The 22173-nt window shown below is 42.1% G+C and carries 19 protein-coding genes; 9 read left to right on the forward strand and 10 right to left on the reverse strand.

Translation table 11 applies throughout. From position 1 onward, the window contains the following. Positions 1–51 precede the first annotated feature (51 nt). From EDM57_RS19630 to EDM57_RS19670, 9 genes are all read right to left on the reverse strand, one after another. Positions 52–921, reverse strand: a complete 870-nt coding sequence (locus EDM57_RS19630) for a hypothetical protein (protein ID WP_122906389.1) — start codon at positions 919–921, stop codon at positions 52–54. 423 nt (positions 922–1344) lie between these two features. After that, complete coding sequence (locus tag EDM57_RS19635) at positions 1345–3426, reverse strand: ATP-binding protein (protein WP_170163480.1); 2082 nt, start codon at positions 3424–3426, stop codon at positions 1345–1347. Next, positions 3404–4816 (reverse strand): SIR2 family protein, encoded by a 1413-nt coding sequence (locus EDM57_RS19640; protein WP_122906391.1) that lies wholly within the window; start codon positions 4814–4816, stop codon positions 3404–3406. Before EDM57_RS19640 ends, EDM57_RS19635 begins: the two co-directional genes overlap by 23 nt. A gap of 146 nt (positions 4817–4962) precedes the next feature. Further along, the gene (locus tag EDM57_RS19645; RefSeq protein ID WP_122906392.1) at positions 4963–8013 is read right to left on the reverse strand and encodes a type III restriction-modification system endonuclease; all 3051 of its coding nucleotides are present in this window, start codon (positions 8011–8013) and stop codon (positions 4963–4965) included. 14 nt (positions 8014–8027) lie between these two features. Further along, the gene (locus EDM57_RS19650; RefSeq protein WP_122906393.1) at positions 8028–9944 is read right to left on the reverse strand and encodes a site-specific DNA-methyltransferase; all 1917 of its coding nucleotides are present in this window, start codon (positions 9942–9944) and stop codon (positions 8028–8030) included. A 13-nt stretch (positions 9945–9957) separates the two neighbouring features. After that, on the reverse strand, positions 9958–10614 hold the full coding sequence (locus EDM57_RS19655) for a DUF4391 domain-containing protein (RefSeq protein ID WP_122906394.1): 657 nt from the start codon (positions 10612–10614) through the stop codon (positions 9958–9960). After that, positions 10614–13868 carry a helicase-related protein gene (locus EDM57_RS19660; RefSeq protein WP_122906395.1) on the reverse strand — a complete coding sequence of 1085 codons (3255 nt, stop codon included), beginning with the start codon at positions 13866–13868 and terminating at the stop codon, positions 10614–10616. Before EDM57_RS19660 ends, EDM57_RS19655 begins: the two co-directional genes overlap by 1 nt. Positions 13869–14503: 635 nt before the next feature. Beyond that, positions 14504–15028, reverse strand: a complete 525-nt coding sequence (locus EDM57_RS19665) for a hypothetical protein (protein ID WP_122906396.1) — start codon at positions 15026–15028, stop codon at positions 14504–14506. A 28-nt stretch (positions 15029–15056) separates the two neighbouring features. Further along, positions 15057–15545: a hypothetical protein gene (locus EDM57_RS19670; RefSeq protein ID WP_122906397.1), complete on the reverse strand. Its 489-nt coding sequence runs from the start codon at positions 15543–15545 to the stop codon at positions 15057–15059. Between the two features lie 350 nt (positions 15546–15895). Here EDM57_RS19670 and EDM57_RS19675 point away from each other — a divergent pair, with 350 nt between their 5' ends. From EDM57_RS19675 to EDM57_RS19695, 5 genes are all read left to right on the forward strand, one after another. Next, positions 15896–16615 (forward strand): uracil-DNA glycosylase family protein, encoded by a 720-nt coding sequence (locus EDM57_RS19675; RefSeq protein ID WP_122906398.1) that lies wholly within the window; start codon positions 15896–15898, stop codon positions 16613–16615. 100 nt (positions 16616–16715) lie between these two features. Beyond that, positions 16716–16955, forward strand: coding sequence for a hypothetical protein (locus EDM57_RS19680; RefSeq protein ID WP_122906399.1), 240 nt, complete (start codon positions 16716–16718; stop codon positions 16953–16955). 263 nt (positions 16956–17218) lie between these two features. Continuing rightward, positions 17219–17395: a hypothetical protein gene (locus EDM57_RS23460; protein ID WP_170163481.1), complete on the forward strand. Its 177-nt coding sequence runs from the start codon at positions 17219–17221 to the stop codon at positions 17393–17395. Positions 17396–17508: 113 nt separating this feature from the next. Then, complete coding sequence (gene radC, locus EDM57_RS19690) at positions 17509–18123, forward strand: RadC family protein (RefSeq protein WP_122906401.1); 615 nt, start codon at positions 17509–17511, stop codon at positions 18121–18123. Positions 18124–18143: 20 nt separating this feature from the next. Then, the gene (locus tag EDM57_RS19695) at positions 18144–18752 is read left to right on the forward strand and encodes a JAB domain-containing protein (RefSeq protein WP_122906402.1); all 609 of its coding nucleotides are present in this window, start codon (positions 18144–18146) and stop codon (positions 18750–18752) included. Positions 18753–18865: 113 nt separating this feature from the next. Here EDM57_RS19695 and EDM57_RS19700 read toward each other — a convergent pair whose 3' ends face one another. Further along, on the reverse strand, positions 18866–19966 hold the full coding sequence (locus EDM57_RS19700) for a phage/plasmid replication domain-containing protein (protein WP_122906403.1): 1101 nt from the start codon (positions 19964–19966) through the stop codon (positions 18866–18868). Positions 19967–20371: 405 nt separating this feature from the next. Between EDM57_RS19700 and EDM57_RS19705 the strand changes: the two genes are divergently transcribed. From EDM57_RS19705 to EDM57_RS19720, 4 genes are all read left to right on the forward strand, one after another. Continuing rightward, on the forward strand, positions 20372–21022 hold the full coding sequence (locus EDM57_RS19705; protein ID WP_122906404.1) for a helix-turn-helix domain-containing protein: 651 nt from the start codon (positions 20372–20374) through the stop codon (positions 21020–21022). Between the two features lie 6 nt (positions 21023–21028). Continuing rightward, positions 21029–21217: a helix-turn-helix domain-containing protein gene (locus EDM57_RS19710; RefSeq protein WP_122906405.1), complete on the forward strand. Its 189-nt coding sequence runs from the start codon at positions 21029–21031 to the stop codon at positions 21215–21217. Positions 21218–21220: 3 nt separating this feature from the next. Next, positions 21221–21490, forward strand: coding sequence for a hypothetical protein (locus tag EDM57_RS19715; RefSeq protein WP_122906406.1), 270 nt, complete (start codon positions 21221–21223; stop codon positions 21488–21490). Between the two features lie 123 nt (positions 21491–21613). Then, on the forward strand, positions 21614–22173 hold a 560-nt coding region (locus EDM57_RS19720; protein ID WP_211338278.1), incomplete at its 3' end, for an Arm DNA-binding domain-containing protein.

Below are 22173 nucleotides of genomic sequence, written 5' to 3' on the forward strand. Positions count from 1 at the left end.
TCTTCAAAAAATCTTAATAAAATTAGTACACGCCAAACTTGCACCATTCTCCTAGACTGCTGGTCTTTCGTCACAACCTTCATTTTGTTGTTTTTGATACATTTCTGGGACTGTAATTTTATCCCTAATCCATTTTGGCTGATTGCCCAACCAATTGTCCCAAAAACTAACTATTTTTGGACTATACTTCTCAAAGAGTTTTCTAAGAAACCCTTTCTTCCACTTAGTTTTTGTCATAACTAGATAATGACTAGCCATTATCAAGGTTAATCCCCATATCGTAATCGATAAAAATGTAATAATGACTGCTAGTTTTATCGAACCTTTGGGAGCAAAATTTGTACCAACGAAGTAATCATAAACAGTTAAGTAAACTAAAAAAACACACACGATAACTATGAAAGAACTAGTAGTGTATAAAAGTTTTATAAACTCTTGGACAATTCTCAAAAATAAGTTTCCTCTGCAAAGACTCCTGAGCCAACCAAATTCTCGATAAATGAAATCATAATTCGAAAAGTATTCCTCTTCCACCATTAAATAAAAACCCTCAAATTTATACCAAAAGCCTCTCCAATCCTCTCGCGAGCGTGATCTTAAAAATTTACTGAATTCTTGTTCCATCTCGTAAAACGAGTCGATAATAAATCTATTAGCTAATTTGTACACGTTTGAATTTGAGTCTGTATGTTTTTCAAAGAAAATTCTAAGCATTTCCTCTCGTTTTTCTGGATCTTCAGTCTGCTTTATTTTTCTTAGTTCATGGAACATTGGGCTACAGATATCCTTAAGATTTTCATTTGCCAATACATAAAGCCTTTCGAATTTTTTTGTTCTTATTCCTAAAAAATAGCCAAGAGTAGCAGTAATAAAGGCAACTACGACGGGAAAATAGGGTTGGATATTTTCTACTGATAGCATTTTTAATTCACCTCGCGGACAAGAAGAAAAAATCATAGATTTTGTTTATGCCATAGAAAACCTGGGAAGGTAGAAAAGAAGTACAATAATTTTTTTGTTTCCATCACGCACTCACCCACATCTATTCTCCCAGGATCAAATTGGTAATTCCCCTTTATTTTCTTGAATACCCGAAAACCTAATCGTATCAAGGGTTCAGGCTATTTTTTTCATTATTAACCGTAATTTCCGGGAATTACTTTGAGTTTTTAACCAATTATTTTGACTATCTATTGCATACGATGAACATTTTTCATATGTATTGACATTGCAGCGGGAGCAGCTTCTTCCTTATAACGTCCATGACGCTTATAAACATACTACGAAAGACGTTTTTGCTCACCCAACATATTGTAGCCCCTAGTCCTTACCATCACACCGTTTTTAGTCTCCATCTCCAACCCATTCTTTTGTAACCTTCTTGATATCAATATCAACTTTATTTCCAAGCCATTGGGAAAAGAATTCTGGATCACCACTATCTGGTTTTGGTTCAACATCAGTTAATCGTACTTGTGCAGGGCTTTTAACTGCATCCCCCATAATGATTGCATGCTGTTGAGGTAAAATTGGTAATTGGTTCAGAATATCTGCATTCGCGGAGGACACCAATTGTTTTACATAACTCTGATCTTCAGGATTTTGAAGGCGATGGACTATAAAAGTGTTGCATTGCGATAGAATCGTTTTGGACAATTCAGACGGCCTCTGTGAGGACACAATCAAAGACAAACCATACTTTCTGCCTTCTCTGGCGATTCGTTCAAACACACGTTTTGATATGGAAACCCGATCTTTTTTACGATCTACTTGAGGAATATAATTTTGGGCTTCCTCCAGTACGATAACTATGGGATATTTACCACGATAGTCTTTGTATTCTTCTACTTTTTCAATCCTTTGTACAAATTCAAGAAGCAACCGCCCTATCAGTCCAGTAATATTTTCTAATACTTCGTATGGTAACAACGACATATCTAAAATGGTTACTTGACTTTTTTGTTTTGGATTAAATACATTAGTGCTACTAAACCTATAAGAGCCGAATTCGTTAGCCTGTTCGTGATCAACCAAAACACCTAATACATATTGCAAGTAATGATTCAATGCGTCGTGGATCTTACCACTTTTAAGCATGAAAGGAATGCTTATTCTCTCATCATAATAGTAACTTGATAACCTAAGCTTTAAACTTGATAAGTACTCTTTGTACTTTAGTTCCGAATCAACTGTCATTTTTATTGCATCATCAATGCTTTTAATGAATAGTTTTTTGAAGTTAAAATATGTTGGCAAATCAATGTTTTCCTCGTCACTACCATTTTCTACTGCTGACCCTTCTGGACTGGTCATTTTGCTTAATATGTTGCTTCGCACCTCTTGAAGCAATGACATATTCAGCGGCCCATTCCAATATCCCCTGCTCTCCTTTAAATCTTTGCCCGCTTCAAGTAGTTTATGAAAATCATCCTTATATTCGGATAAATTTTGCTCGATGTATTCTAAATGACCTTCAAGTTCTAGCTTGATATAGTTTTTTAATTTAAAATCTTGTTGCATGTCTTCTATTAGTCCAAGCACTTTAAGCAAATATCTTTGTTTTATAGAGTCCTCCTCCTCAACTCCACTATCCTTCTTTGCAAGACTAATAGCATTTTTAAAGATAGGTGCTTGAGTCTGATATGACGGTTCAAATAAATAATCCAAATCATCATAATTCATAAACCAGTAAGGTACTTTCAGACCTTCTTTTGTAATTGTAAAGGTGTTGACCCTTGACTTTAGTTCTTCCTCTTCAAATTGAAACGCCTTTTTATACTCACCATTCGTGTCAAATATTACTACATGGGCTTGAGTTAACGTCTTCAATCCCTCCTCAGTCTGAAATTTCCCCCTAAACATCGACTGAAATATGGAGGCGATTGTACATGACTTACCCGAGCCTGTATTGCCGAGCACAGCAACATGCTTGTTAAGAAACTTATCCGGGTTAATTTTAATATCAAATTCAGAAAATGCAGGAGATTTGCCAATGGGCAAGTAATAGTCATTTTTTAAGTCAATAACGCTACACTTTGGCTTATAGTCAAATATGATCTCCAAATCTTCCCTTAACACGTAACAAACCGGGTTATCTAGTATAGGGAAGTTATAAACGCCCTGAATATACTTATTGGCGTTGTTAATTGTGCCGATCATTGTTGCAATAACATACCTTCTGGATTTAGGTAATAGTATTGAGCTATCCGACGCTTCAAGTTCAGTTTCATCGCTTATTTTAACTCTGGTGATCATTGCGATAATTTTCTCTGCACCGACTGGAATCGACACATATGAGTTGATACGTGCGATCTCGTATATATCATTAAAACCGCTTTTGTATAATGTTTTAACGCTGGCGTCCAATTCAATCATGACTCGAAAACTATCGACACTTATTACTCTACCAATGATCTGCTCTTGCATCATCTTCCACCTCGGGTTCTTCCCAATCCGAATCCGAATATAGTTTTTGTAAAGTAGCTGAAACTTTCTCTCGATACTCCATTTCGTGAAAATTGGGCATAATCTTTTTCGCGAATGTTTTAAAGTCTCCTAAATAAGGTCCTTCTAAAATAACAACTCGAGGATCATCGAGTCCATAGAGCTTGTTTATCGTTTCATTCCCCGTGCCTTTAAAGTCAACAACAATGAGCGTAAAGCTTGGAATAGATAAAGCCTGATAAATGATATCGTTTATATGCTCATCGAAAAAACTATATCCGACACAAAACAATACGGACTGTGGTTGAGTGATTGCAGAAGCAAACTGCCTAAACAATTCCGAGTAAGGGAAGTCGAGTGTATATCCTTTTTTATGAGCAGTAGGATAAATAATGATATCTCCAGCCGATTTTAAATTATTTCTTACCCACTCAATATGCCGCTCCACTAAGCCATATTGATTTTGTGCTGAGTTTTGTTCGCGTGCCCAAGTGATTGAGCCATGCAGTTTATAGTATTTAACCATTCGTTCAATACGTCTTACTTTTCCTTCAGTTGTGCTACCAGGGTAATATAAATCATACTCATAGACCTCAGTTCTAAATGTCCGCTTATGGAAGCCGCTGAACCCATTCAAATAGTGAACGCCCAATTCTTCAAAAGCGTTCTCAAAAGCCAAGTCATAATTTGTTGTAAAGATGTTTGCTCTTCTTAAATTTAGTGGCCGTTGTAATAAAGATTTGATAAAACTTTTGTGGTAAGTGTATTTTCCGTTCTTTTGCATTTCTTCTCTGACCTGATCATCATCGGGCCAATAATTAAGAGTATCAAGGTCACATAATTTGAATAATTCTGATTTGATGTTGGAAATTAAATCTTCTATCCTCTCGGTTGTTATTTCGAGGTGTTTTTCTTCAAACAGATCTTCATAGTCAAATCCTTTAATAAGATCATGAGAATGCCCCTGCACATATTGTAGTGCAAGTACATAATCCAAAAATTCTTCCAAAGGCACCTTTATTTCTGACGGTTGTTGTGATTCGTCTCTTAAAACATACTCGGATTTCTGATATTGTTTTATTAAGTGGACAAAAAGCTCATAGATTTCCTGATCCCCTTCTTTTATTGCATCCTCAATTGCTTTAGGAAAATTTCTTATGGAAGTCGTACCTAAGTGCAATGATGATCCTGTGCCAAATAAAAAACTAACATTGTCGAGTTGCAAATAGTTTTTTAAAAGTATCCTGATTTTATCGAGTAATTTTTCTAGGTGTTTTTCATTATGTTGATCGGCGAAAAATTCCTGAACCCAATCCCTTGAGCCTACATAAAACTTGCTACTTTTTAGCTTTTCAGATTCAAGCTTCTCCATAATCTCCTCCGAAAAGATTTCTTGTTCTCTTCATTCAACTTCTTTACAATTATCTCCTCCAAACACAAGCAAGAAATTACGGAGTTCCTCAAAATATGACAGAAGAAGATGAAGCTGTTGCTCATCTTCTTCCCAGCATTTAAAATCTACGTCTTCACAATCTCCATCAATTTCTCGTAGCTGTTTACAACATCGTATTTCAATTGGCCTGTGTTCAATTTCGCAAAATGTTTGCGAGCACATTCGATCTTCGCTTTTTCGACTTCGCGAAGTTCCATTGATTCCATGGAGCCTTTCGTTTCGGCGATGAAGTAGATGTGTTTAACATCGCCTTCCTTAAATACGATAGCCCAGTCCGGATTATAATTGCCGAGCGGAGTAGGAATAAAGAATCCTCGCGGCAGTTTAGCATACACCTTTACTTCCTGACTGGTATCCAACTCTTTCGCAAAAGTACGTTCGATTTTCGAATCAGTCACGACATAATCGAAAATGTGCTTTTCCACCGGAAAGGCATTATGCCCAAGTTGCCCTTTCAACGTATTTTGCGTGAATATATCCGCCTTAAACGTATCGTTGATAACATCGTAGGTGATGGACTCGATAATCGTTGTTGCTTTCTGTTCATTGATAAGTCGAGCCGCCCGGATGATGAATTCCTCCGGATTTTTCCTGAAAAGCAGAAACGTGGATGGTTTGATTCCGGTTAAAATCTTCACAATCGTCTTCCGAGTCAGTCGCGTTTCGTCCATAAGCTTTCCAACTAGATCGTACTTGATCTTTGATAATACAGCCTGGTGAACATATGCCGTCTGTGTCTCTCGGGTAACAAAAGCTTCGCCCTGTTTCAGCTGCTCCTTGGATTCGATTTTTTGCATTTCACCGTGCTTGATTGCGTAGCGTACAGCCGGTACCTGCAATTTATGATCCAAGGTATATATGCATTTTCGGATAAGCTCGTCTGAATCAAACTGAACCGTATACACGGTCTTTTTGTTGATCTGGTTCCACAGTTCCTGAAACTCTGTTTTATAAAAGTTGTTATTCGGTTGCAATCGTTCGATGTTTTTGCTGCGTTCGTCCTCAGTCAAATCGAATTTGCCTTCGACATAAATCGTCTTCACCAGTTCGATCAATGCTTCCCGATGATTCGCCAGTTCTTCAGGAAGAACAACTTGTTGATTGTCAACTGCCGTAAAATAATCGTCCGTCAGCTGATCCTTGTCATCGATATAGCCTTGCCGGATAAAAGTTCGATGCAACTTGTTGGCCAACGCCTCGTCGATGTGCAGCTGTTCGCCGCGGGCATTAGTAAGCACTTTGCCCAAGAAGAAACCGGTATCGGCTTTCCTCGGCCGTTCGGACAGCGTTTCAGAAATTTCGCTTTGCAACCCTTTTGCAAACTCTTCATACGATTCGCTGGCAATGACAGTCAGCACATTGATGTCATGCACATCAATGCCGGGCACGCTCGAATCGATCCGCTCGCCATTTTGGTTGACGCACAGCCGAAGCCCCCGTCCAACTTCCTGCCGTTTCTTGATCGTGGAATCGCTGTGTTTTAGGGTGCAAATTTGGAATACATTCGGATTGTCCCAGCCTTCTTTCAAAGCCGAGTGCGAGAAGATGAACCGCGTCGGTTCCGCAAAACTGAGCAGCCGCTCCTTGTCTCTCATGATCAGATCATAAGCATCCGCATCATCTGAGTCGGTCTCTCTCGCGGATACCTTCGGATCGACGAACCGATTGCTTTTCTTGTCGATGGAGAAATAGCCTTTATGCGTATCTTGCACCCGAATGCTATTCAAGTACCGGACGTACGGATCGTCCGCAAACAGCGAAAGCTGTTCGCTCAACAGAGCGATGTATTCTTCCTCGAAGATATCAGCATATACTCCGTTTTGTTCGTTACCGTCTGAATCATATTGCCGATACTTTGCTACTTCGTCAATGAAAAACAGCGACAGCACTTTGATGCCTTGATGGAAAAGTTCCCGCTCCTTTTCAAAGTGGGACTTTAATGTTTCCCGAATTTGAATCCTCCGGAAATGCAGTTCGTTGCCATCTCCCTGCACGTCTCCGGCCTGCAGAGTCACACCGTTGGAGAAATGAATGCAGTTTTTTTGGCCGTTGATCTCGGACACTTTGTACCCTTTATATTGCTCCAGTTGGCCCGACAGTTGGTACAAGTCGTCTCCTGTGCGGATTTTCTGTGTTTTCTTGGCCAAACCGTTTTTCGTCCGAACTTCAAACTCTAACCGGGCGACAGGAGCGTGCTTGTTGCTGACATCGATGCCTTCCAGATACAAATAACTTTCCGTGCCCCTTGCCCCTTTGACAGAGATGCCTTTTACGCTGATTTTCTTCACCAGCTTCAAGTTGTAAGCGTCCAATGCATCCAACCGATACACTTTGTTGTAGTCTTCCCGATGGGTTGCAGAATAGCGAAGAGTGAACAACGGGTTGAACTGCTTCAACGCATCTTTCGTTTTCGGGCCTTCCACAGATTGCGGTTCGTCGATGATCAAGATCGGATTTGTGCTGGCAATCACATCAATAGGTTTACGGGATTGGAAATCGTCCAACTCCATATAAATCCGTCTTGCGTCTTTTCCTCTGGCCGAGAACGCCTGCGAGTTGATGATCATCACGTTGATTCCGGCATCACTGGCAAACTTTTCGATCTGGTGCAGTTGTTTGGAGTTGTACACAAAATAGCGGGCTTTCGTTCCGTATTCCGCCATGAAGTGATCTTCGGTCATCTGAAATGATTTAAGTACACCTTCGCGGATAGCGATGGAAGGGACGACGACAATGTACTTGCTCCATCCGTACGTTTTGTAAAGTTCATACATCGTCCGGATGTATGTATACGTCTTGCCCGTACCTGTTTCCATTTCCACCGTCAGGTTGTACTTGCCTTCGAGCCGCTCTGATAGCTTCAAACCGTTTCGCCGCTGTACTGCTTTGATATTGTCCAGTATTTCATCATCCACTAGTTTTATCGGATTGTTTTTGAAGCCAACTGCCTCGTCGTCTCGGCTTGCGAGATCGTCGATGTTCATTTGCTCGTGCTTTTGCCTTATGCCTTTGTCCAGAGTGAACAGAGACTGTTCATTTGGCTGCCCTGCAAAGCAGTCTACAATGCTTTTGATGGCATCCAATTGAAATTGCTGGTGCTTGAATTTGATCTTCACGTGTCTCACCTGCCTTACAGCACCTGAATTTCTGTACCTGGAGACAGCATTTTGAACAGTTCCTCGACGTTGATGCGGGCGGAATCGTCATTGAAAGAGCTGTCACGGAACACAACGCGAAGCGGCTTGTCTTCCGCAATCTTTTTGATCACCGACTCCGGCACATCCTCGTCGAAACAAGCGACCAGGGAATTACCTGCCACGTAATGAACAGCTTTCCCCTCGACCAGTTTCGTTTCCATCGGCAGCGAAAGCTCTAAGCCGAGTTCTAGCATGACTTGTATGAGCAAATCTTCGCCAGTTCGGTCTTCTTTGATGTTGGAGACGAGATCAAACATATCGGCCTGTCTCAGCTTCTCCGGTGTGTAGTAGACGTCTTTCATGTTAGACGAATCCACACGGAATACCCGGAAGCCGTAATCGATGTCCTTCATGGTTTCTTCCTTGATCTTCTTGGCGGCCCGACGAATGCGTTCTTTTCCGATTTCGCATATGTTTTTGTATCCGGCTTTGTATGCATCCGAGTTTTCATCTGTCGGTTCCGGCAATTGCACCATAATGTATTTAAGGTGACCGGCGTCTTCAGCATTGAGCTGCATGACCGCATGGGCAGTCGTGGCAGAGCCAGAGAAAAAGTCTAGGATTATATCATTTTCCTTTGCAACAGTTTTTATTAAAGTTTTGATAAGGTCTACTGATTTGGGGGATTGGAACAGCTTCGACTTTTCTCCAAAGAGAGAAGAAAATGATGCCTGGCCCTTTTCTGTATAAAATAATTTGTCGTTAAATATCGTTTTAAGCATTTTAGTAGCACCTTCAGCGTAGCTTTTACGATAAATTTTCCACTGCCCGCTGGTACTCTGTTTAGCAGCCAATAAATGCTTTTCTCGAATCGCCTTAGCTTTTTCCCATGTCCAACATCCTTCGTAACCATCATCCCAAATGGGCTCAACCTTTATATATCCATTAACAAATTCAAGCGATATTTGTTTATTGTCCGGATTTACATATATTGGATAGAATAGGTTTTTTCGATTATGCTTTCCGAATTCTCTGTGAGTATTTCTTAACTCTAAAAGCCTGTATCTACCGTTTTCATCTATTTCAGGATATTCCGTTTCTATTTGATCCTTTTCTTTTTCAATTGAAAAGTACCCGTTTGGAAGGGTTGATTTTGAATAAACCAATATATATTCATGATTAGTTGCAAAATATTTGTCTTGTGATCTTCCTTTAGGATTACATAAATTAGTTATCTGAGCCACGAAATTTCCCGAAAAAATACTGTCACATATTTTCCTTAAATTATCCACTTCATTATCATCGATACTTATAAAAATTACCCCATCTTCTCTCAATAAATCCCTCGCGACTTTGAGTCTAGAATACATCATCGTCAACCAATCGCTGTGGAATCGGCCATTCGAAACAGGATTTGGAACCAGTCGGTTGCCTTCTTCATCCACCTGTCCCGATTCTTCCAGGTATTCTTCTCTAGACTCTCTGAAGTCGTCCTTGTAAATAAAATCCTTCCCAGTATTATACGGAGGGTCTATATAGATGCACTTGATTTTGTTCAAATACGATTCCCGCAACAACTTCAACACATCAAGGTTGTCGCCTTCGATATACAAGTTTTGGGTGTTGTCCCAATCGACGCTATCTTCTTTAACCGGACGCAACGTCTTGTCGATGGGGGTGTTGGCGTTAAGGATGGCTAGTTTTTTACCCGGCCACGTTAGCTGATACCGCTCTTTGTCTCCCTCAACGAGAATGTCGGACAGTTCCTGTTTCAACAGGTCAAAATCGACGGCACGTTTCAATTTTCCGTTCTCATCTCTTGCTTCCGTGATCACATTCGGGAACAGTTCGGCGATTTTTTCGATGTTCTTTTGCGTCAGATCCACCGATTTCATCGATAATTTGTTCATGCTTTTCCTCCTGTTATTGCTCTAACAGATCTTTCAGTTCTTTACTCTTCCGCTGCAATTCCATGTTCAATTCGACTTTACGATTGAACTGCTTCTCGCTGCGGATTTTAGACTCAAGCCGTTCACATTCTCTCATCAGTTTGTCGATTTGGGCCTGCCGTTCGAGGACTGATCTGATATCGTCTTCCGGCCTGGCTTGCGTCCCCAGTAAGTTGCGAATAATGTTTTCATATAAGGCTTTCAGATCCAGACCCTGAATGAAATCGAACCGGAGATCATTAACAGACTGCCACTCTGATTCATGATAGGAACGAACCACAAATTTGTTTTCATCGTTCTGGTTCCGTTCCTTATAGGCGATGGCGAGTTTCGCCTGATCTTCATGAATGAGAACATGCAAAATTGGGTAGGGGATCGCTTTGTCCATGCTCCGCAAGATGTCCTGAGAATAGGACTTTTGCTTCAAATGAATCTCGAACACCTGGATTTCTTCGATACCGTCTTTCGGTTCCAAGCGAATTGTCTCTTTCGACAGCTTATGCTTCCATACGATAGATTCAACTTGCTGCGTGAACAGTTCTTTCAACTGATGATTCGCTTGCAGCTTCTCATAAAATTTGTTCTTCGGGATTTTCCGGTTCACCAAGGTGCTTGATGGCAGTTGCAACATTACGACTCCACCTGCCGGATCACAATAAACGTAATCAGTTCAAAATCTTCTAATCCTTTGATCGTATCGATCAAGGCAGTCGTTCCACCCGAGGAGAACAAGCTGTCGAGATCGCTTTCTTCTTTGACTTGCACAATCGAGCGGATCGTTTCTTCCAGCAGCATGGAGTATTTGTCCATCTTTTTGCCGTCTTTCGTCTCCTCATTAAAGCTGCGGCATACCTCCATGATCGGTTCGGACTTTCCTCTGCATAATGCTCGTAAATAATCCAGCGTCTTCTTGACGTCCAGATGATTGGTGATGACTTCACCGTCTTCTCTTATATACACGAGGTAGAACGGATGAAGCCGGTTTTGCTGATCCGGATTGAGCTCGTCATTGATATTACGAAGCACAAAAATGACGCCCTGGAAAATCCCTTTTTCTTCATCGGCTGGTACAACGGTATGCAGGCCGCTCGGCACCGTATCCAGTTCGCCGTTTTCTTTGACGTATTGAATCAGATCCATACGGAAATCGTTGAGACCGAGATCGGTAATGGAGACGCCGGTATTCATATCGTCCAGATCAACGACTTCTTTTTGCAAACGCTGCAGTTGCTGCTTTCGGTATTCCAAGTCGCTCGATTCGTTGGACAAAACATTATCTTCGCCGGTCGCGGTCATATCCATGATGATCATACGGTTTTCTACCCTTTCTTTCAACCGTATATACTCATCCAGGGTCATATTCGGCCAGTAGTTGACCATTTGAATTTCCGAGTTTTTCGATCCAATCCGATCAATTCGGCCAAATCGCTGGATTACCCGGACAGGGTTCCAGTGAATGTCATAGTTGATGAGAAAATCGCAATCCTGCAAGTTTTGCCCCTCGGAAATGCAGTCGGAGGCGATGAGCAGGTCGATTTCCCCTTTCACATCGGGCATAGTCAGATGCTTCTCTTTGGATCGCGGCGAAAAACAAGTCAGCAAGGTGCTTATGTCGTTCCGCAACCCGGCGGTGTTTTTGTTCTCGTCGCTTCCTACGATTTTGGCCGTATCGATATTGTACTTTGGTTTCACATATTCGGACAAATGTTCGTATAAATACGCTGCTGTATCCGTAAAGGCACTGAAGATGATGATTTTTCGGTTGCCGGGATTGATCGGATGTTGAATCTTGTGGTCGATTACTTGTTTTAACGTATTCAACTTCTTGTCGTGCTCCGGCGTCACTTTCTGCATTTCTTCCAGCAGTCCGTGCAGGATCATTCGATCATGTGTCAAGTCTTCTTTCCACCGGAGGATGTCCATGTCGGACAAATTTATTTTGATCGTATCCCCGATGCTGAATTCATCATCCAACCAATCATCGTCGTCAAGATCGGCTTTTTCGATTTCGGTATAACCTACTGTGTACGACTTTCCATTCCTTTCAAATCCTTCAATTTGCTGAAGGGTCTGATCGATTTTGAACAGAATCTTGGAAAGCGTCAACCGGAACGATTCCACCGAACTTTCCAATCGTTTCAGCAGGTTAATCCGCATGAGGATTTGCAGACTTCCTTCCCGATCCATCTGTTTGAAGCTGCCGCCGCCGCTTTTGACAACTGTGTCGTACAGATTTTCGTAAAACGACAAACGGCTGGGAAGAATGTATTTGAATGGGGCGTAGATGCCCAGGTTAATGCGGGATAATTCACGAAAAATATCATTGTACCCGATGACATCGGTTCGATCCGTCAGATCGCAAAACATCGAGATCGGCGGCAGCCGTTTCGGAAACTCGCCGATTTCCTCGGTCTTGTAGTATTTCTGAATATGTTTGCGGGATCGGGCGATGGTTAGGCTGTCCAACAGTTCAAAGAAATCGAAGTCGAGCATGTTCAAGAGCTTTTCAGTCGTCCTTTCGGCGGCGTCCAGCTTCGACCACTGATTGAAAGCGGATTGTGCCCGTTTGAAAATGTCGTTAATGCCCCGCTCCGTGCCCAGTTTCTTATTGATTTCTTCCGGATTGCCTTCATATGCCAACGCCAGCTGGTTGCGAAGATCCATGAATTTGTTGTTCACCGGTGTTGCCGACAGCATGAGCACTTTGGTCTTCACACCATTTTTGATTACTTTCCGCATGAGCTTCTGATAGCGATTTTCTTTGTCTTTCTTCGGCTCGTTGTTCCGGAAATTGTGTGATTCGTCGATGACCAGCAGGTCGTAGTTGCCCCAGTTGAGCCGCTCGAGTGGAATGCCATTCGACATTCCTCGTTCCCTCGATATATCCGTATGATATAGTACATCATATCGCAGACGGTCGGCATACAGGATGTTGTTGGTTACGTTTTGTTTGTATGTCAGCCAGTTGTCGCCCAACTTCTTGGGGCAGAGCACCAGCACCGACTTGTTGCGAAGTTCGTAGTATTTGATTACAGCCAATGCGGTAAATGTTTTCCCTAAACCGACACTATCGGCCAATATACAGCCATCGAATTTTTCTAACTTGTTAATCGCACCGAGAACCGCGTCTTTCTGGAAATGATAGAGCCGCTTCCAAATCTCCGTTTCTTTGAATCCTGTTGCTTCGTTGGGCAAAATGTCTTCCGTAATGTCCGTCAGGAACTCGTTAAAGATGTTGTAAAGGATGACGTAGTAAATGAATTCCGGTGCGTTCTCTTTATAAACCGTTGTAATGTGTTCCGCCACTTGATGGGTGACGTCTTCCAGCTTGCTCTTGTCGTTCCAAACTTGATCGAACAAGTCGAAGTACAATTTCGTGATCGGGAATTCGGAAAACTTGTTGACCATATTGGACAAGGCGTTGCCTTTTTCGTAACCAAGATCAACAGTCGTAAAGCCGTCAATGGGCATGTAAGTGATTGCTTCATCAGCCGTTTGAAGGTTGATCATGCCTTGCATCGTTCCGGTAGTACGGTTGGACTTGAACGTGACTTTTCGCTTGATCCAATCACTGCATTCCTGGGCGATGGCTTTGAGCGTCAATTCGTTCTTCAGTCGAATTTCGAACTCGGTACCGTACAGGCTTTTCTCCCGAGTTCGCTTTGGTATGTAGAATTCACGTTTTTCTTTATTGAAGCTATCCGCATTGAATGCCGGTGAAGTGAAGATAAACCGGACTTCCTCAACCTGTTCCAATTCTTTCTTCAAGGCTTCGTAGGCATAGATTGAGAAACAGGACGCTGCGATAGATACTTTCGTTCCTTTGCGGAGAGTATGTTTCAAATCATCACCGAGAAATCGGTCGATGTTATTGAAGACTTCCATGACAACACCTCTTGTTCATGCTGTACGGTAATCACACCACATCTTTTCGACAAATCGACTTTATCCTCCTTTTTTTGCCATAGATATTCGATTGGGCGTCAGTTTGAATTTATAAGGCATTCCCTGCTCGATACCAGCCACCAAACCCTTGAGAAACATAGGTTGGTCTGAGGTGCAATAAGTTTATCGGATTAACTCAACCGTTTAATTCAAGGGGGACATTTCATATATTCGAGATTGAGTAAAATTGTAACCTTATAATGACATTTACGTTTTGCCGGTAGCATCCTTTGCATAGTAGAAAGGCATAGGAGCAAATAGGAATTTAATCAATTATGGCTAATCCACTGATACTTCCCGCAACATTTGATTACATTGGTCGTTGATGGAATTTCCACGTTCTCTTGATAATTCTAAGCCGAAGTGAATATGGATCGTCTAAATAACATTGTACGGGGTCGTACCTTTATTGGGCGTAATATCGCAGAATTTGGCTTATTCCTGCTCTGAACCTAGTGTTTACCAAAAGAAACTCACAAAAATAAGGCATCCAGATTACGATTTTTTTGCCGGACGCCTTCACATTTCATATATCCAATTTTTCGAGGATTTGGTACATGAAAACGACTCGTATACTAAAAAAGTTTTAGAACGAGGTACCCGATTACTCCGATCACAGTTGCAGAAAAGACGCCTCCTATCAAAATCCCCTTTATCAGCTTGTTCGACGCTGGTGACTTGTTTTGCATTTCCTTGATAAGTACCACTCGATCATACAGAAACTCAATATGTGAGGCTGTGCGGGTATGCACACCCTTGGCCTTGTCCAATTCATCTAGGATTTCATCCATGACAGCCACGTTCTGAGCGTGATACATTGCGAGCGTCAGCACGAGTTTTATCGTTGTCTGTTGGGTGTATGTGAAGTCACGCATCAAGGATAACATCTCACGCTGATTTGAGCCGGTTAATCCGCCCCACAAACAACCAAGGAAACCTTGGTTCTCCAGCTTATCGATACGATGTTCAATGGAGAGTAATTGATTCATAGAATCGCGTACAATAGTCCGAACCTTTGTTTCGTCAACTAATCGGGAATTCTGTTTGATAGCCGCCTCCACTTGTAGTTTGGCTGGAAGTAACTGTACAGAAGTTGCCACGTCCGATTTATCTTTGAGTTGCAGTTGATTAGCATTTTCCTCCCTGCAAACGAAGACGCATCTGGTCGCAACGATCCAGAATGTCATCAGCGGCTTGACTGTAATCGATTCGCGTCATGGTACCATGTTGTCGCTCCAGTTTTGTGTAAATCTCATCCGCGTTCCATCTATCTTCTTCCATATCGTTGACGATGGAGACTGCCCTCTCCAATACATCGACGTTCACCTCGGACAACTTGGCGATGTAGATTGATCCAGGATGCAACAACTCCACGTTGGCTTTCACCGAGTTTGCCGTCTTTAAAACTTCTCCGAGAGTGCCTTCTCCAAAGGCGTTGTCAAGCAGTCTGCGAAGCGTAAACGCTCCAAAACCAATACCATGTCTAATAAGCCTGCCCGGAATGAATAGCGTCAATCCTGCTAGGACGCCTCCAGCGATCCTCCTTTTCAACGCATCTTTTCCCAGCCGCTCCTTTAGTTGCTCCCATGAGATTTGCCCGTTTTTGTACTGAATCAACTGGACGAGTCCCGTTACCGTAACGGAAATAGCGGCTCCGATGGCTTCACCTTCGAGACTTTTTCCAGTGATATCACCGGGAGTGAACCCGACAGAAAAAATCGCCTATAGGGGCAAAAAATTATGCAGATTTTCCCGAGGTACCACCCTGTATTTTTGAAGCACCCCCCACCTGCCGTTTCATGCCTCACCCGTCTGTAAAAAAGACTTGTATTAGTCCTTTCCTCAAGGATAGATGCAAGTCTTTTTTTAGCTTTGATGAAGGTGTGGTTGTCTTTCATTTACGGAACCATCGTGAACGTATCATCGTAGTAACTGTTGGAATCTTCCATGAAGGGATTGTTGATGAAATGGATCAAATCAATCGATATCTCAGCGAGATGTATATTGAATACTGGAACAAGTTGAAAAATCAACTGGTAGATCGAAAGGTGGACTTAAGTAGCTTGTCTAACCCTTTTCTGATCGATGTCGTAGATTCTTATCGATCGGCCTCGGTTAAAGTACTGTTTGTGGGAAAGGAAACATGCGGTTGGGGACAGTACATCGGTACTGTTGATCAGGAACCCTGGGAGGCAATCATTGACTTGCAGAAGGATTACATAAAGTTCCGACAGGAGGCAAAATGGGCACATACTCCATTCTGGCGGGCATCCAAAGCAATTTATGACAGACTGAACCCGAATGGGCCAGCAGACGGTTACATGACAAGTAACCTGATCAAGCTTGACCAAAAGAACACAAGACCATCACCCGAGGTGGAGGAGATTATCTGCTCCAATTTTCCGTTGCTTCCTTATGAGATCAAGGCACTAAGTCCTGATGTGGTCATTTTTTTTACCGGCCCTTATTACGACGAGAGGTTAAAGAAGACATTTGCGGGGGCACTTTTTGAAACAGTAAATGACTTGGCACCGAAAGTATTATCCCGGATCAAACATGAGATGTTGCCGCCTCATTCATATCGAACCTATCATCCCGGCTACTCTCTGCGTGGTAAGAAGACAAAGGCGACCAAGTTTGATCCGATGGTTGATGCTATCGTTAAACAAGTGACAACAACTAAATAACATAATCATCACTTTACGAGTTAGGGAGCGATCCTTAGCTCGTTTTTTTGTTTTTACACGATTTTCTGAGACATGTCTTGTGAAAGGAGGTGAGGTAAGTATGAGAGAGTTGCTAAAGGCCCTTGAATTGAAGCACGCTGATTTGTTGGTTTGGGAGAGATTGCTGAGGAACTCAGACACCAATCATCCGAGAAATGCACACAGACTACAACAGGTTCGTGACCAGATCAAAACACTGCAAATTCAAATGGACATGATCGACGTCCTGTGGTCGGTCGAACGGGAAAACCGCAAGAAAGGAGATCAAGAACATGCAACAGAGCAAAATGAATCTGTCTGATGACCTTGTGATTCTGATAAATCGTTTGGCTCTGAACGGAGACATTCGAATGGCCGGAATTGTACTACAGACTTACGTCATTCGCTCCTGGAAGCTTGAGACGGAAGTTGCAAGGCAGTATGTTATTCAGTACTTTCAGGATCATTATCCGAAACAGTTACAGCGGTATGTGAAAAAGAGAAGGAAACGGAACTAAAAGGCTCTTCTGCATGGATACATGGCAGAAGGGCTATTTTTTATGAACGTGAAAGGAGGTGAGACTGATGAAGAGATACGTGGATTTATATGAAAAGAGACAGTGGTTGCTGGCGGCGTTGAAGCATCTGCGGAGCATCAAGCAGTTTCGTCCTGCGTGGGGGCGACTTTATGCCCGGATTCTCGTTAAGCTGGTGCTTGTCGAAATGAAGCTGGAGCAGTTAGAGAAACAAAAAGAGGTGTGACCGTGAAGGATCACACCAGATACTTTGCTGATTGTATTGTACAGGATTTCGCTTCACCAACACAAGGAGGGTATGCCGCCCTCCTTATTTTCATTTCACGGAGGTAATTGATCATGAGCGATAGATATGAAAACCAAACATCACTTGCCGCTATCTTTGCACAGGTGTTGAGGGAGAAGGTTGATAGTACTACAATCAAAACTTTTCTAACCCGCTTCCCTACTCTACATGATCTGCTTCAGGCCACAGAGGAAGAATTGAGAGAAGTCACAGGTATTGGCCCTGCAAAGGCGAGAAAAATCATAGCCACCGTAGAGTTGGCCCGAACTCTTTGCACTGTATTGTCTCGGCCCCAGATTGTCAGATCAGCACAGGATATTTTTGAATTTCTCAAGGTTCAGATGATGTACTTACCGAATGAGCATTTTGCGGTTGTTGGTTTGGACAGCCGTAGCCGGATTCTGTTTTGGGAAATCATTAGTGTCGGCTCATTGGATGCGGCAATTGTCCACCCGAGAGAGTGTTTTCGTCCACTCTTGAAGCGTAATGCTGCTGCAGCATACTTTATTCACTGCCATCCATCAGGAAATTGCCAGCCCTCCTACCACGACGTGGAAGTTACAAAAACGCTTAAACAAGCAGGCACAATCTTAGGTGTGAGGGTGATTGATCACCTAGTAATAGGATTCGATAACTACTTCTCTATCGCAGAAAATTATTCGTTGTAAAAACATCGGAGGTGAACGCCATGAGCATCTTTCGTCATGTTAAAAAGCCTATTCACCAATTTATCTTGAATGAAACAGCACTGGTTGATACTGTTAAGCCCCTGCTGAAATACTATGACGGTTCTCGTGTCATAAAAACGGTGTCAGAGGAAGAAATTTCCCAAATCGTCGGTGTATCGATCTCGGAAGCAAAAGAACTGCAAGCTATCCTACAACTGGCACATCTACTTTCCTCTCCTGATAAACCTGATCGCTACACGATTCGCATGCCCAGAGACGCTTATAAGTATTGCAATGAAAAGATTGAAATGGGCGGCGATTGCCAAACCATACTGTTAAGCTTGAGTACCAAGAATCATGTCGTGAACCTGACTTACATTGATACTGAAGCCATGGTCGAGATCTCTACCTACCAACGATTCGTCTTCAGGCATCTAATCCTTCGTAATGCCGCTTCGGGAATACTGGTTCATATTGAAAAGGAGGGCGACCTTAATCCAACTCCCGAGCAAATCACAGAGGCGAGAATCATCGCTCAGGCTGGAGATATTTGCGGTATACCACTGCTTGATGTGATCAATATCACCCAATCTGAATATCTTAGCTTCAAAGACAAAGGTTTGATATAAGGTATTAATAATATCGGGAGCCATTTTCATTCAATACCGGCTCCCGATAAGCAATTTTTCGATTAAACTACCGGTCAAATCATGCAGTGTAAGATCACGGTTTGTAGAGAATGTTAACGCTGTTTCGTTTCTGGGTCAGGTGGTATACTGGTATTAGGTTGTTTTTTTGTCTTGGCTGTCCCGTCCGTCTCTATGGTGGACGGTGACAGTCCTTTTTTCTTTCTATTCAACTTTCCGAGTTTGAGCGGCGGCAAATCGATGTCGCTAAAAACAATCTTTTCGGTTTTAAACAATGACTTCAGCTTGTTGTAGTTGCTGTGATATGCACTACGGGAATACGTTGCCTTACAGTACCCTTCGCCCTCGTGTCGAAGCAGTGTAAGAAATGCAATCAATGAATTCTTTGTGCGTGTACTCCAGTTTTGCTGATTGATGCGGTTAATCATGCTGTCCAGAGCCGATGTTTTAAGAGGTTTGTCGACGCCCAAGTCAGACAGTTTTTGCTGTAAGACTTGAGTAATAAACGACGGATCAAACAATTCACCTGCCAAACGACGCGGGCTTTGCTTTCTCATTTCGTAAGGTGATAGTTCAACTTCAAACCTGAGAACTCCATCGGCTTGTTTGAGAAGTTGTTCCTTATTGCGATAGCTTTTGTTCTGCTTTATCTCTTCCTGCTTATCGTAGCACTTGATGACGCTTTTCCCTCTCTTCCACACAACACCCTCTTGGCGGCGGCATCCTGCGGCATGGTAAGGATTCAGCTTGTACCCGGGAACACTAATACCAGACAGTACCCGCAAATAGTCGCGTAGCCAAACGCCAACTTTGAAGTTCTTGCAAAGGTGCAGTTTTTCAACTTCGCATTGTTCAATTAAGGGAATTTCGGACAGCCGCAACCCTAAACTGTCTGCCAAGAAACGGCGAAGCTTGTTGAAAAACGGCTTGATGTCGGCGGGCCTGACCTCATGTACGTTACTACCGTAGAGAAAGCGGGCCATTGAAACTTCAACCTTTAACCACGTTTTTCCAGTGTCCGTTTTCACCGCATATGTAATCCGAGGAATGGAAGCGTCGTTCTTGTCGAATAGTTCGTAGTAGGTAATGTTTTTTTGCGGTCGTTTTTCAATGGTTGTCCAGGGAATACGCCCGATTTTCTGCTTTTTCAAAACTACCCCAACGTCGATCTTTGTAGAATCTATCAAGGCTTTCACGTTTCCTTTCCTGTTAAACTTACACTTTTACACCTAATAGTGCGTGCAGGTTTGATTCATCAACTTGAATCTCAAAAATGGGGCACCGTCACTTCTATCTGATCGATTTGGTTTTTTGGGAGATTCACGGGGATGTGAAATTTCACAGTATCAATCACGGTTACTTCCTCCTCCGAATTCGTAGTACCTAACATTTTCTGACCCATCTAGTCTCTATAGGGCTTACAAACATATCATCAGCGAAATTCATTGTTTAAATCATAATAGGATCACCTCCGAGCATTCGTCTGAAAAATAGAATATCAGTCTTAAATCAAAAATTCAAGATCATTAAAGTTTACAAATCTTGATTTTTGGATTCTCATTGGATATAATAGCATCAACAAGGTAACGGGAGGCTATAGTATGGAATCACGGATTGTATTAACGGAAACCCAGTTTGATGAATTGGCAAAAAGAGATGTTGGGCCGAGGATAAGGTTTTTACGTGAACTGTTACAAAGTGAATACGGGGACAGATACACAAGCAAAAACGTCGCTTTACGTATCGAGGTTATATCACCACAAGCACTCTCTGTTATTGAACGTGGTGAAACAAAGGATTGTCCATCAAAAGTACTGGCTGCTATTGCAAATGATTTTAGAGTAGACATCAACATATTTTTTGACGAGTTTTATAAACACGGCTACCGTCCCATTACAATTCCTTGGGAAAAAAGGCGTTCTACTCAAATGCAGCATAGAAGAAAAATTGGGGTGTTAGTGTATGAGCAAAACCACAATAACGAAATACGCTTCATTTTCAATCAATTATCAGATAGGAAAGTGAACATAAATTTCATAGTTTTTTTTACAAAAGTACTATATTCAATTTTTCAGTTATTAGGTTTAAAAACCTATACTGATACACCAGAGAAATTAGCGAAAACAAATTATCATATTCATGAAAAATTTGATGGCACTTTCCCTTGGATACCAAAAGAAATATGGAATACTCACTTTCATCAAATGAATGAAGAAGCCCTAATGTATCAAGAAACGAAATGCAAGGAGTGATTGCAGATGATCACTAAGTCTTTAGAAAACTATCCTGCAGTATTAGACGTTTCGCACATCCAGGAAATATTAAGCATTGGCAGAAGGCAAGCGTATGAATTGGTTAGCTCTGGACAATTTCACGTGGTTAGAGCAGGGAAAAGAATCAAAGTTTCCAAAGAGGTTTTTGTGAGATGGCTCGAAGGGAAGAACTGATCCATGAAGAAAACGAGGCTGACGTATCTATTGCCCTCAACAGGTACAGTTAAACAGGGAGAAGAGAAAGTGAGAATTATTGCTCCGATCCATGATTCCAATCCTATTGAATTACATTCCAAGAAACCTCACAAAAAAATGAGTCTATGGGAAAAAAGGGCGGAAGAACTCATCTTCTTACTGGAATGTGTGGAAAATGGGATAATTACACGGGAATATTATGAGAATTATCTTTCTGAAATCCGAGGAAAACGGGCTTACTCTCGTGCATAAATAAACAAATAATTTTTTGGAAAGGGGGTGGTCGCTTTGAACTCTTGACCGACGGTGTGCTCATGTAGCCCACCATTTTTTTATTCTATTTTTTCATAACGAAACTCATGGAGGTAACTACAAATGGCAGGAAGAACCGTAAAGAAAGATGGGGCTAGTTGGTATTTCGTACTTACAGTCGGAAAGAAGGAGAATGGAAGACCAAAGCAGATTAAAAGGCGAGGGTTTAAAACGAAGCAAGAAGCCCTAAAAGCCTTGAACGAGCTTGAGCATTCCATTAATCAGGGTACGTATGTTGAGCCTTCAAAAATACTTTACAAAGAGTTTCTCGAACGCTGGCTGGAAGACAGGCAAACGAGAGTGAAAAAGCAAACACTGGAAACCTATACTTGGCTTGTTCACAAACACATCATCCCAACCTTAGGTAATGTTGAATTGTCAAAACTGAATGCAATGATGATTCAACAGTTACTGACAAAACTGACTAAAGACAAATGCTTATCTGATGAGAACATCCAAAAAGTGTATACGCTGATTAACGCTTCGCTGAAACAAGCCGAACGCTGGGGGCTCATAGCTAAGAATCCAGCCTCTCTGGTTGATCGTCCAAAGGCAACTAAAAAGCAAGTCAAGGTTTGGGATGTCCCGGAAGTCACTGCCTTCTGTTTTTCGCAAGTCAAAAA

This window comes from Brevibacillus gelatini (genome assembly GCF_003710935.1).
Lineage (GTDB): Bacteria > Bacillota > Bacilli > Brevibacillales > Brevibacillaceae > Brevibacillus > Brevibacillus gelatini.